This window comes from Paenibacillus sp. UMB4589-SE434 (assembly GCF_030226685.1).
Taxonomy (GTDB): Bacteria; Bacillota; Bacilli; order Paenibacillales; family Paenibacillaceae; genus Paenibacillus_B.
This window is the reverse complement of the sequence record NZ_JASOYK010000003.1, coordinates 216,969-230,758: the sequence shown is the minus strand read 5'-3', so window position 1 is coordinate 230,758 and position 13,790 is coordinate 216,969. Positions and strand designations below refer to the sequence as shown.

Genomic DNA, 13,790 nt, shown 5'->3' with positions numbered 1-13,790 from the left:
GGATTACACTTGTGCTACCATTTCTTTGCGACTGTCAGACACTTCTACCCAATAACGATCTTTGTGAAATGGGTACGTAGGCAGCGGCACCCTATAAGGCCTTGCTCTCTCGTATAGCTGGTCCCATTCCACTGTTGAGCCAGTCGCCCACTGCTGAACCACTTGTTCAGCAGTTAGCTTCGCAGCAGCTCCTGCTGCCTCGGCTTTCTTTCCATCGATGTGGTCTGTCCACTGCTCAGTCTCAACATCTAGTGCTTGAACGGTACCTCTGTAATACTCGCGTTCATCCATTTTTCCCTGGGCAAACCCTAATAACTTGCGATGAAGTTCATCCAGCCCAGCTGCCGTTAGACCAAGCCGTTCCTCGAATTCTTCCCTGCCGGATTGGAGTGTGTAGGCTATATCCATCAGCCTGTATGGACGTTCCTTCACTGTGTTGTCAATCCGATTGGCTCGTTGTGATGCTTGGTCTGACAGGCTGTCCTGCAGAAGCGGCTGAATAAATGCAGCCAACTCCGCAGCATATTGGCGCAGCGATCGCTCGCTTTTGGCCGACAGTGGAATAGCATATTCTCGCTTTGTGCTATCATCACTCTCAGCTGGTTCCTCCGCGTATAGATGCTGCTTGTTGAAATGTTCCTCTACAATCGCATGGGCGATCACCCCGCCGCCACCGAAAGAACTAATCCCTGCTCTTCTTGGTTTGCGCTGGCCAAGCGTGTCCAAGGTGTCATGCCATGGTGTATTCTCTTGAATGACGTAGAGCGGGCTATCTTCCAGCTCCAAATAAGGATTCAGCTCTTGAATATTAACATTGGCCGGGATGATACCATGCTGCATGGACAATACAATTTTGAGCAAACCTGCCAGCCCACCTGCCGCTTCCATATGCCCAAGGTTGGATTTGACGGAGCCAATGCCACAAGCAAAAGAAGCTTTCGCTTCAGATGATCCACTTTCCAACGACTCCTTCATCGTTTTGCTCAGTGCATTAACTTCTACAGCGTCAACCAGGCTGATCCCAGGCCCATGCATTTCAACATAGCCGAGCGAACACAAATCGACGGAGTGACGCTTATAGGTTTCCTTGATCAGATCAGATTGAGAAGTAGATTTTGGTGCAGTGAATGCGCTGGATCGACCGATGTGTCGTGTCGTGCACCCTCTAATCACAGCATGGATATGATCATGGTCGGCGATTGCTGCCTTTAATGGCTTTAAGACTACAGTAATGACACCTTCTGATCGGACATATCCATCTGCATCCTTGTCAAATGTTTTGCAGCGGCCGTCACTGCTCAACTTGCCCAGCTCATCAAACACTGTGAATAATCGCGGACTTAGTATTAAATTGCTTGCTCCGATGATCGCTGTATCACACACGCCGCTGCGCAAGGCTTCCACCCCCCGGCTTAGCGCCGTAAGCGAACTGGAACAGGCGGTATCTACCGCTTCGCTCGGACCCGTAAGATCAAAGTAATGAGAGATCATGTTCGGGATCAAGGTTCGCTCCATGCCTGCTGCGGCATGCAGATCCAGATTGTGCCCGCTTTCGCGGAGCACGTCCATATAATCCGTATAAGCCACAGCCATAAATACGCCAACTTGGCGAGTAGACAGCTCGGACATCTTGTATCCGGCATCTTCTACTGCTTTCCAAGAGGCCTCCAGCATAAGGCGCTGCTGCGGGTCCATCTGCCGTGCTTTTTCTTCAGGCACACCAAAGAAACCGGCGTCAAATTTATCCACATCGGCGATAAAACCACCCCATCTGGCCTTTGTATGTTCGCCGGATACTTGGCGCCAATCCCATCTATCGGCAGGAATCTCCGTAATAACATCTACGCCGCCAACTAAATTGTTCCACATCTCTGACACGTTACGTGCACCTGGTGTGCGAGCATCCATCCCGATAATGGCGACAGCCGACTCCATCCACTCTACGTCCAATTCGTCCAAATCTAATGCTGCTTGCTTACCAGCATCATGGAAAGGAACGGCTTCATCCCTGTGCAATGTTGCCGATGAATCATTTGAAGTGCGATCGGTGCCCTCTGTACAATCGGTGTCGAGACTTCCCTGCTGCCATCGCTGCAATAACTCGACATAACTGGAGGTTAATTGCTCCTGATAGTTGCTCAGCAAATAATGAATGATACCCGTTGTCGTAGCAAAATCAAAAAACTGCGGTGGAGCAATCCGAATCCCGTACAATTCATCCAGCTTAGCACTCAGTGTAATAAATTTGATCGAGTTAAAGCCGCTCTCAATCAGATTGGCTCGCCTATCCAAATCCGTTACCGCTAGGTTCATCATCTCGGCAATCACAGATCCAACATCCTGTTCGAGCCAGCCTTGTAATAACACTCGAAGTTCTTTTTCGGATGGCATGACGGGAGTTGAGATCGCCTCCTTAGCTGCTGCCTGATGACTGAGCATCTTTTCAGACTGGCTGCTTGCCCCGTTTCCAGTATTCGGCCATTCCCTATGGCTAACAGCATCGTTAGAAACAGTACCGCTTTCACCTTTCGTTGCAGCTGAAGCATGCCCTTTAGACAGTTCTAACGCTACATCGACTCCATATTGATGCCCAATGTCATTCAATGTGTTGGCGGTTAGCCAGTTGCGATCAATCTTGCCGTTAGCAGACAACGGAAACTGCTGCAGCCGCAGCCAGACAGCTGGCACCATATATTCTGGCAATGCTTGGCCCAGTATTCTTTTGAAGGCCTGATGCCCATCCGCAGAGGATGAAAATGCAGTCTCGGCATCCGCAATCCAAAATGCAACCAGCGTCTTGTCCTCCAACGCCTCGCCTTTTGCCACTACAACCGCCTCTTTGATCCCTGCTAGCTTCTGCATAGCGGCTTCAATTTCACCAAGTTCAATCCGGAAGCCTCGCACCTTCACTTGATAATCAATTCGCCCGTGGTACTCAATATCTCCGTTGGCCAAATATTTGGCACGATCTCCCGTACGATACAGCCTCCCTCCAGGCTTGGCGGCCAAATGATCGATCAGGAAAGCTTGCTTTGTTCGTTCGGGATCATTTAGATAACCACGCCCCACCCCTTCTCCGGCAACATACAATTCACCAGTTACACCGATTGGTACCGGCTCCAGATAACGATCCAGTATATACAGTCTCGTATTTTGAATCGAGCGACCAATAGGCATGATGGTACGATGCTCCTCTGGCGGAGCATACAGTACATAGTGAGCCACATCGTCCGAACATTCTGTTGGGCCATAGGCATTCATCATCGGAACGTGAGCATATCGTGCGAACCATCTTACGCACAAATTAGGCGGTAATGCCTCGCCAGTTACAATCATCCACCTTAGACTATGAAGCTTGGCTGTCAGGTCAGGTCTTGCCTGAATGACATCAAGCACAGCATGAAGCAAAGAAGGAACCATCTCCAAAATGGTCGTGCGCGCAGCAGCGATGACATCGAGAAATGGAACGGGGTCCATCACAAGCTCATCCTCAACGATTCGAGTCGTCCCTCCCACTACGATAGCGGAGAGAAACTGCCATACCGAGATATCAAAGCATTGAGAAGCATTTTGCACAACTACATCGCCTGGCCCAAGGGACAAATCATTTATTTTGGCAAACAAATGATTTAACATGCCCCGCTGCTCCACCATAGCCCCCTTCGGTTTACCCGTTGAGCCTGATGTGTAAATAACATAAGCCAGATGATCCGCAGACACGCGTATATGTGGATTACGACATTCTGATTGTTTTCCGTACAACTGTTTTATAGGTAACATAGCAAGCTTCATTTGATTCGCCTCTTGGATAAGAGGTTTTGATTTGTCTGAGGAAGTAAGCAGGACTTGGGCATCACTGTCACGGATAATACCAAGATGTCGACTTGAAGGATGCCGTGGATCAAGCGGAATGTAGGCAGCGCCAGATTTAAAAATCCCGAGCATCGCAATCAGAAAATCACAGCCACGATCCTCCAAAATGCAGACCCGGTCATCGGGAACCACGCCTCTTGTAATTAATGCAGTCGCCACTTCGTTCGAATATCGATTTAATTGCGCATAAGTAAGCGACGTATTGCTGTCAACAACAGCTACAGCATGAGGTGTTCGTTCAGCTTGCTGCTCAAACAGCTCATGTAAGCGGAATTCACGAGGATAAGACGCTGCCGTATCATTCCATTGCACAAGCTGACGCGTCCGTTCAGCGGCACTTACGATTGGGAGCTTACTAATTGGTAGGTGCGGGTTGTCCGCGATGCTGTGAAGCAGTGTTAAAAAGCTGTCTGCCATGCGGGATACGGTATCACGCTCAAACAGGTCGGCATCGTAACGCAATGCTCCTGCAAAGCGCTCACCGAGCTTCGTCATGACAAGCATCAGATCATTCTGTCCTTCTTCGCTTGGCAGATCAAATGGAGTCCACAATGATGTGCTGGTGCTGTTCGCCTGCTGCGCTTTGCGGATATCATCAATAAAAACAAACATGACTTGCAGCAGCTGCTGCCGACTCGGATCAGGCTTCAGCCCGAGCTTGTCCAACAGCAAGGCAAATGGATACTCCTGATGCTCCAGCGCTGCCAGCACAGCCCGCTTCACCTGGCTGGTAAACGAGGCGAACGTCGGCTCTCCCGCACAGTCCGCTCGAATGACGACGGCGTTGATGAAGTACCCGACTACACCAGCCCATTCCGGCTTTGTCCTGCCTGTTGCTGGCGTGCCGACAAGCAGTTCTTCCTGACCGCTATAGCGGTGCAGCAGCACTAGATAAGCGGCGAGCAGCGTAACGTACAGGGTGCTGCCTGTCTCCTGCGCTGCGGCTGATAATCTGCCTAGCAGCGCGGAGTCAAGTTCAAAGGCGACAGAATCGCCATTCCCCCGTTGAACTGGCTGACGAGGATAGTCCACAGGCAAATGTGTCGACGGAAGCTCACCGGAGAGGCGATCACACCAATAAGCAGCAAGCGACTCGCCTTTAGGCCCTGCCAGCATCTGATGCTGTTGTAATACGAAGTCCTCATACTGGCAGTCAAGTGGAGGCAGAATGACTTCTCTGCCTGTCAGTTTTGCACGATAACAAGCTTCCAATTGCTCAACAATCAGATGGTACGACCACGCGTCCATAATGATATGATGTGCTGTCAGTACCAGACAGCAGTGATCATCCATTCGGAACAACTCCGCACGAAACAAAGCGCCTCGTTCCAGACGAAACGGCTCCTTGCTGCGTCGAGTCATCTCTGCTCGGGCTTGTTCAACGCTGAATGCCCGACAATCGTAGGTTTGCCACCATACACGATGTTGGTTATGGATGACCTGCAGCACATCAGGGCCGTCGCTCCGAAAAGTGGAGCGTAAAGCAGGATGCCTCTCCGTCAACTGTTGACAAGCCTGCTCCAGTGCATGTTCGTCCACTTGTGAAGTCAATCTTAAGCCAAGTACTGTGTTGTAAGCTGTACTTTCCGGGTAAAATTGATGCATCATCCACATCGCTTGCTGGGCTGGCGACACAGGTGCCAGTTGAAAACTATTAGCACTACCCGTTAGCTTGGTGAACTCTGGCCGATAAGCAAGCAGCTCTGCCCGCATCGACTCTGTCATGACGCTGCCTTCATCGCTGTAGCGCAGCCTGCCTTCGTCTACTTTAAAGGCAATCCCTTTCAGCATCAGTTCATGAAGCAAGGCAAAAAACCGCATATGGCTCCTCCTTTTTCTTATAACTCCATCCATACTGCTTCATCTTGCTTCTTTTCTTTTTGGCCCGGAACACCGTATTCTCTCTGCTTCATTTGATCCATTCGAGGAACGTTATGTTCTATATCAAGCCATTGCCTCCGTTCCGCGCCACTGGAATGCTCTGATGCAACAGCTTCAGTCTGTTTAATGGCGAGTTCATGATTAACGCCTTCCAGCAGCTGAATCAGCTCACGCGTATTCAAGCCATCCATAAGTTGGACCATCGTGACCTCAAGGCCAAAATCCTTCATTATCATATTTTGGATATGGATCGCCACCAGCGAATCGAGGCCCAGTTGGATAAATGGCAGTCCCTCATCTAACGAATTTACAGACTGATTCGACTGAATGCCTATGCTGTGCCTAGCCAGCAGCTCGTAGACATAAGTCCTTGCATCTGTATAAGCATGGTGAGTTGGCGCTTGGATTTGCTGAGTTGGAGCCACATCTGCTGATGCATAACGCACCCAATAGCGCTCCTTTCTCAACGGATAGCCTGGCAGTCTCAATCGCACAGGGCTGGAAGAGCTGTTAGTATACTGCTCACGCCAAGGAACAATGCCACCATTCACCCAGGTATTGGCTACATCAATTAGATGTTTGAAATCGTTCGGCGGCAAACCATCTCGTAGACTTTGTGGTCCCTGCCAATGAAGAGACGTTTTAGAGTATGCAGCAAAGGTAGGCGCAGCTGTGGGATATGATCCTATTGAATTTGTGCCAGTGTTCAGTGCGTCCGAGGTGTAAACATTTGGAGTGTCTGCAGTTGCAAGGCTTGTATCGGATACATGCCTTTTGGTAATCACATGAGGTGAGGTCTGATTGTTCAAATAACTTTCCAAGCCTAACAACAGATCGGACACGTGAGCAGCGATGATCACGACACGTTCCTTCATCGGTTCCCGTCCAGTCTGAAGCGTATAAGCCAGCGATTTTACCAATTCGGGGTTATCATAGCCTTTGCTGCTAATCCATTTTCGAAGCATATTGGCGTATCGTATAAGTCCATCTGCATCTGGAGCAGACAGAGGAAATACATATTGTCCAACAGATCCATCATTCCTTGCATTTGTGGAACGTCTAGCATCTGCCGCATTCATGGCAGCAACATGTGAAGAGGATAAAACGTTACCTGCGACCACTTGCGTGGCAACCTGCGACAGCACTTGCGTTGAGCAGGCAATCTCCTGAGCTGAGGATACATATTCTTCAATAACAAGATGGGCGTTCGTGCCACTGAATCCAAAAGAGCTCACCGCAGCACGTCTTGGTGCAGACGCAGCAGTATTCCATGGCCGCAGCTGCGTATTTACATAAAACGGACTCTCGCTCAACGTAATGTGGTCATTTAAAGCTTCAAAATGAATTGTCGGTGGCAGCAGCTTATGCTGCATCGAGAGAAGGACTTTAATAACACCTGCTGCTCCGGCAGCCGTCAGCAGATGACCGATATTACTTTTAACCGAGCCAAGGGCGCAGTATCCTTTCTTTTGCGTGTAGGTCTGAAAGGCAGCTGTCAACGCTTCGACTTCGATCGGATCACCTAATCTTGTGCCTGTACCGTGAGTCTCGACCATCGTAATCGATTCAGGATCAATGCCAAATCGCTCGTATACATCACGCTCCAGCTCACTTTGAGATTGACCGCTAGGGGCTGTAATCCCGTTTGTTCGGCCATCCTGATTCACCCCCCACCCGCGAATGACGCCATAGATAAGATCCTCGTCCCGTACAGCATCCGCCAGACGTTTGAGCAGGATGACGCCAACGCCTTCACCTGGCACAAACCCATTTGCCCGATTGTCAAACGTAAAGCAGCGTCCGTCCGGCGACAGCATGCCTGCCTTGCTTGTCATAATATGCATCGCGGGATTTGTCAGCACGCATACGCCGCCTGCCAGCGCCAGATCGCTATCCCCCAATTTTAAGCTGTTGCAGGCTTCCGCAATCGCAACCAATGAGGCAGAACAGGACGTGTCTATTGCCAAACAAGGACCTTTTAAGTTAAGGAAATAAGAAATTCTGGCGGGCAGGATCGCGATAGAGCGTCCTACAAGTCCGTATGCGCTCATCCCTTCATTGCCCATGAGATGATCGTAATCGTTCACGGAGCAGCCTGCGAATACGCCGCAGCGGCTGCCAGCCAAGCTGGAGGGGGCTATGCCAGCGTCCTCCAGACTCCGCCAACAATGCTCCAGGAACAATCGCTGCTGCGGGTCCATCAATTCGGCTTCGGCAGGAGATAATTGGAAGAAATGTGGATCGAATTGGTCCGCCTCCTCCAGTACGCCCATCCACTTGGAGTAGCTTTTGCCAGGTGTCTTTGGGTCTGCGTCGTAGAACGACATATCCCACCTGTCCGCGGGCACTTCACTTATGCAGTCGCGTCCTTCCGCCAGATTGCTCCAAAATTGCTCCATCGTGTTCGCCTGTGGAAACTGCCCTGACATCCCAATGATGGCTATGGCATCGGAGTCTCGCTTAAGGCGGGCTGCTTCATCATTGCTCTCATCATAAGAATCACGTGTAGGTCCAGAAGGCCGTGGGGAAGGTTCGCGTTCTAGCTTCGGTTCTGTTGTAGACACTTGCTTGTGCAACCATTTCGATTCCGGTATAGAGTCTTGTATCTCTTGACTCAAATCTTGCCTCGCATCTTGTGCTGATACAGGCCCTTCCGCTAAACGTTGTTCCTGCCTCGAGGCCTCGCTAAGTCTGTGCTTAGCCTCCGCCAGACTAATATTTCCCTCCTGCAGAGACCGTAAGATCGCTTGTGCGTTCATTTATCTCCCTCTTTATCTGTCAATTTAATACTTTAGTTGCCAAATAACTGTGTGATCCGTTCTTTAACTTCTGCTTGATGAATCGTCTGTTCGTGCATTTCGATCTCCTGTTGGATGACCTCTGAGAGCTGCTCCCGAATCGCCCTTGTCAAATGGTGCTTCAAGGTCAGCAGCGATGCTCGTGGCTTCAATGCCATATTTCGTGCCAGCTCCAACGCCTCCGCCAATACATCCCCTCTTGGAACAACGGGAAACGGAACGCCGCGACGCTCCAGCTCGCCCCCTCTATAAGCGCTGCCCGTCAGCAGCATTTCGCTGCCAAGCGAATACCCCAGCTTGTACGGCATAATAAAGGTAGCGCCCATACCTGGCGTAAAACCGTATTTCATGTAATTGGCTGTGTATACACTTTCTCTACTTAACACCACAAAGTCGGCAAAGAGTCCCATCGACAATCCCCCGCCGATCGCATGTCCCTGCATAGCTGCAATGACTGGAACCGGACATTCCAAGGACAGTTGAAATACGGATGCATCTGTAAATACGGCCTGGCCTGCATGGATGGACAATAATCCTTCCTTCGTGCCCCCAGATGAGAAATAGCTGTCATATCCCGTCCAGATCACTGCACGACAGCGCGCGTCCGCCCCGATAAGCCGAAATGCCGCTTGCAGCGAAGCGGTCATGTCAGGGGTAAGCATGTTTTTATACTCGCGGTCTTCCATCTGCAGCAGCATGATTCCAGGTTCTATCTCTTTCATTTGAACGATTGATTGTTTCATAACTGGCGTTCGCTCCTAGGATTCCCATGGAAATAGTCCTGTCGCGGCATAACGGCTGATCCTTTCACGAGTTGAGGGGTCCGCAAACATCGTTTGATTGGCCCTAATCGCCTCTGGCTTGGCAGCTGATATGTCATCACGAAGCTTGGACATGTATAACTTGTAATTCACAATACCTTCCCTTGATATTCGAGTCAGCCGCGGGATGTGCTTGCGCAGCAGCAGTTCACTGTCGGGTCCAACTGCATCAGCAAGCCCCCACTCATACGCTTGGCTTCCACTGATTGCTTGCGTGGATAACGTTAAGTAGTGGGATCGCTGGTAGCCTATGCGGCGAATGAGAAAAGGCAGCACACATGCCGGAAACAAGCCAAATAGCATTTCCGATAAACTGAACTGCGCCGAATCTTCTGCAATAACCATGTCACAAGCTGCTGCAAAGCCCACACCACCCGCATTCACCTTTCCTTTTACATGTGCAATTGTGACATACGGTCCGTTGGCCAGCTGCTCCCACAACGCATAAAGGGGGAGAGCTACATCGAGAGCCTCTGACCCTGCCGCATCATGCTCGCTTACATGCTGAAAGTCGGCACCGGAACAGAACACATCCGGCAAACCTTCCAGCACAATGACCTGGGAGTGATCACCGCAATTAACCAGCGCATCCGAACATTCGAAGATCATACGGTCATTAATCGAATTGTCTGCATCTGGCCTGTACAACTGGATATATGCCACTGGACCTTGATGACGAATGCGGATGGTCTCGTAAAGGCTGCTCATGTGACATTGGACCATTTGTACACACGGTGATAATCGCGTATCTCATCAAGCACGAGTCGCGGTGCCGTATGCCTGATCACGGCCTGTGGAATAAACAGCGGGTCGAGCTTGGCGTTGCGTGTGCCGAACTTGACAATGTCGCTTGCTTGCAGCACGGCTTCGTACTCATCCATCGCGAGTGAATAACGCATCGATAATTGGCGGCCAATCGCCAGTTGGCGTTGTCGCTCCTGCCCTTCAGGTGTCACGACACCACTGAAAAATTCAGCGCAGCACCCTGATCCGTAAGAAAAACAGCCGATTCGTTTCGGCACGTCAAAGTTGCCTAAATCAATTGTGCTGGTCAGCGCAAGAAACAGCGTGGCCCCCATAATGTTGCCGACTCGCTGACAGTAGTGCAGGCCTGGAAGCACACGCTCTTCAAAGTCCTGCTCAATCTCGGCGGACTTTGCTTTGACCATCTTGCGCATCATCGTGCGATGGGCACCTTTGACCATGCCACCAAAAGGCGTATGATATGCCATGTAATCAAACGTGTCCCGGTAATGAACTCCGCTTACCCGACGTTCATACTCCAGATAAGTTTGCTCACAACAATCCAGATAGGAGAGCAGCGATAAATCCGCATTTCCGGCTTCACTATCCGGTACTGGTCGGCAAGTATCCATGACCTCATAGCCATAATACCCATTGGCGCCAGGATCGACCTGAAAGACAACCGGCTGCTCCGAGACGAGCAGTGCTACGGCGCCAGCGCCCCCACTGGGCTCCACAAAGGACCAGTCCGGCGACAATTCATCTCCTTCTTCAACTTTCAAGTAACGAGAGATGTCCGTAGCAACGACCAATACTTTAGCACCCGGCGATACTTGCGACAGCACAAAATTAACAGCCATCTGAAAGCCAGCGGTCCCCGCATAGCAGGCTTGTTTCATTTCAAATAGCCTGCAGTTTCGCGACAGCCCCAAGTAATGGTGAACATAAGTACTGATGGATTTGCCAAAATCGATACCCGATTCCGTACATGTAATCAACATCTCGATCCGGTTCTTTTCAGCTTCGGACATTGCGTCAATTATTGGCTTTGCCGCATTAACCGCAAACGTTACCGGGTCCTCGTACGGGAGGGCAACTGACTTTTCTACCATTAACAAATTTTCAAATCGGCCTGTATCTAACTTGCGATATTTGGCCAGTTCCATCACATTCAGGCTTACCGTACCTCCAAAAGCATTCATTGCTTCTATTCCCGCTGAGATCATCTGCCCTCTCCCTGCTTTCCGTTCATAATCGCTGCAAAATAACGGCTGTGTTCATGCCGCCAAATCCCATGCTTAAACTTAATGCGTTCCGGACTTCATGGTCCATCGACTGATCCGCGACCCAGCGCAGCGCTGGATCAATCGGATCATACAAGTTGCGGGTGGGATGCAGCTTGGAACTCTTGATCTGCAGCAGTGTTGCCACTAGCTCCACGTTTCCCGCTGCACTGAGTCCATGACCTGTAATTGACTTGGTCGCATTCAGATAAGCCTGTTCAAGACCACAATCTCTAATGACCTGTAGTTCAGTCTCATCCCCAATTGCCGAACCTGTTCCATGCGTATTGATATAATCAATCTCGCTCGAATCCACACCTGCGGAGATCAATGCCTTCTGTACGGCACGTGTCTCCCCCTCCGCAGAAGGGTTCGGGTTCCGATTGCCGTCCGCTGCCATGCCCCAGCCGGCGATGCGAGCATAAGCTTTCTGCCCGCGCTCCGCAGCATGCTCCGCACGCTCAAGAACTATCGCACCGCAGGCTTCTCCGTAAATAAAGCCGTCCCGCGAACGGTCAAAAGGCCGGCAAGCCGCGCCAGGATCACCCGCATAACGATCGGAACCCATCGCGCCAAGCGAACGTAATGCCTGGCACTCCAGGTAGGACAAATCCATCAGTGCCCCCAAAGCAATGACAACGTCCGCTTGACCGGAACGAATCACCTCTGCTCCAGCGATTACCGCCGCTTGGCCGCTTGCTGAGGCCCCGCCTACCGTATAGGCAAATCCTTTGATATTGAATTGCTCCGTACATATGCCGCATAAATCACTATCCATAAAAGTAAGTGCGTAGGTTGGCCTCGTGTAGAGCGGCCGATTCGCATAAGTATCATAGGTGAGCAGCTGCTCACGCTGCTGTACATTTGAACCGCCAATAATGAGACCGATTCGTGTCGGATTCACATTGTCCAACCGCGCCTCTTCCCACGCTTCCAGCAGTGTGACCAGTGCGGCTTGACTGGTCAGCGATGCACCTCGCCACAACCGCTTGGCGATGCGGTCCGCAGGCAGCATCGGGGCCAACTCCGCCCCGATAAAGCTGCTCTCCTTCTGCCGTCCCGGCCGCTCCATTATGCCAAAAGCATGATCACCACGAAAAAGGGCCTCAGCAAAAGCTGATTGCCCTTTTCCTACTGCAGAAGTTATTCCCGCACCGGTGACCCACACGTTAGACGAGCTGCAATTTGTCATAAATCAGATCCACCAATTCACCAATGTTGGATGCGCCAAACAATTCAACACGAGGAATATGCAGTGACAATGATTCCATCGTCATCATTACAATTTCGGCCCGATCGACAGAATTTGCGCCCAGATCCGTCAATCGATCTGTATACTGGAACTTGTGCCCTTCTAATTCTGGCAACAACTCCCGACTATGATTGATGACAATATTAAAAATAAGATCCTTGTTCATCTAAACGCCTCCTAATGTCATAAGCAGCTTTTCTGCTTGCTGGATGTCAAGCTTTCCCGCCTGTACTTGCTGCAGCACGTGATCTACAGACGGCTGTGAACCATCATAATCAGATAATTGTGAATTGTGATATGTGGCGAACTCGCGCAGTGTCGGATAGTCGTACAGCTTGGTCGCTGTAACCGTTGTGCCGTATTGACGGTTTACTGCGCGCAGCCATTCAACGCCAACGATCGAATCCAGCCCCAGATCAATAAATTTCACTTCGGTATCAACCTTATCAATAGTTAAATACAAAGCTTCAGCTAGAGTTTCGGTAAGTTCTTGCAGCATTTGCCTGCTTCCTGTTGAGATATCGGGTATGGAGATGCCTGCAACTGATGATGAAATGCTTCGCGTCTCTGATATCGTCTTATGTTCGGCAGTTGTCTGATTCGATAAAGTTCCTGCCTGGGCTTGATGCAATTGATTAGCTAAATAGGAAGCTAGATCACGTACATTCGGATAGTCGTACACTTTAGTGGCCGCAATAGTGGTGCCATAGCAGCGATTAATGGTACGCATCCACTCTACCCCGATAATCGAATCCAGTCCCATCTCGATAAACGGCTTATCTGTATCGATATCAGCAGCACTCAAATATAACGCCTCCGCTAAGCTTGACGTCAATTCTTGACGCAGCCGCTGTGCGAGCATTGAAGCAGCTTCCGGCGAACTCTTGACAGTGGTCTGATGGAGGTAGCCTTCGTACGTTTGATCCTGGCTCTCCACTGAAGTGAGCGATTCTCCAACAGGTGGTTCTCCTACGTTCGGTAATCTACTTAACCTTTCATTACCTAGCTGTAGTTCACCGTACTGGGGCGAAACAGCTTGCGCGGCAGTCGTTACACCATGGAGATTCTTTTCAGCTGTATAGTTCGACAGCGGTCGCAGCTTTACAGTTGATCTCTCGGCAGCTGATGAATGCTGGAC

At 50.5% G+C, this 13,790-nt stretch carries 7 protein-coding genes and 1 pseudogene; all 8 read right to left on the bottom strand.

What is annotated here, in order from left to right; translation table 11 throughout:
* Positions 1-3: 3 nt before the first annotated feature.
* Positions 4-5,694, bottom strand: a complete 5,691-nt coding sequence (locus QP775_RS13570; protein WP_285106737.1) for a non-ribosomal peptide synthetase — start codon at positions 5,692-5,694, stop codon at positions 4-6.
* A 17-nt stretch (positions 5,695-5,711) separates the two neighbouring features.
* The gene (locus QP775_RS13565) at positions 5,712-8,513 is read right to left on the bottom strand and encodes a type I polyketide synthase (protein ID WP_285106735.1); all 2,802 of its coding nucleotides are present in this window, start codon (positions 8,511-8,513) and stop codon (positions 5,712-5,714) included.
* Between the two features lie 32 nt (positions 8,514-8,545).
* Positions 8,546-9,295 (bottom strand): polyketide synthase, encoded by a 750-nt coding sequence (locus QP775_RS13560; RefSeq protein WP_285106733.1) that lies wholly within the window; start codon positions 9,293-9,295, stop codon positions 8,546-8,548.
* A gap of 15 nt (positions 9,296-9,310) precedes the next feature.
* Positions 9,311-10,081, bottom strand: a complete 771-nt coding sequence (locus QP775_RS13555; RefSeq protein WP_285106731.1) for an enoyl-CoA hydratase/isomerase — start codon at positions 10,079-10,081, stop codon at positions 9,311-9,313.
* Entirely contained in the window at positions 10,078-11,343 is a 1,266-nt protein-coding gene (locus QP775_RS13550) for a hydroxymethylglutaryl-CoA synthase family protein (RefSeq protein WP_285106729.1), read from the bottom strand. The genes QP775_RS13555 and QP775_RS13550 overlap by 4 nt, the downstream gene beginning before the upstream one ends.
* 22 nt (positions 11,344-11,365) lie before the next feature.
* Entirely contained in the window at positions 11,366-12,592 is a 1,227-nt protein-coding gene (locus QP775_RS13545; protein ID WP_239330430.1) for a beta-ketoacyl synthase N-terminal-like domain-containing protein, read from the bottom strand.
* On the bottom strand, positions 12,570-12,818 hold the full coding sequence (locus QP775_RS13540) for an acyl carrier protein (protein WP_239330433.1): 249 nt from the start codon (positions 12,816-12,818) through the stop codon (positions 12,570-12,572). Before QP775_RS13540 ends, QP775_RS13545 begins: the two co-directional genes overlap by 23 nt.
* Positions 12,819-13,478 (bottom strand): annotated as a pseudogene (locus QP775_RS13535) (acyl carrier protein); the annotation flags it as partial.
* Positions 13,479-13,790 lie beyond the last annotated feature (312 nt).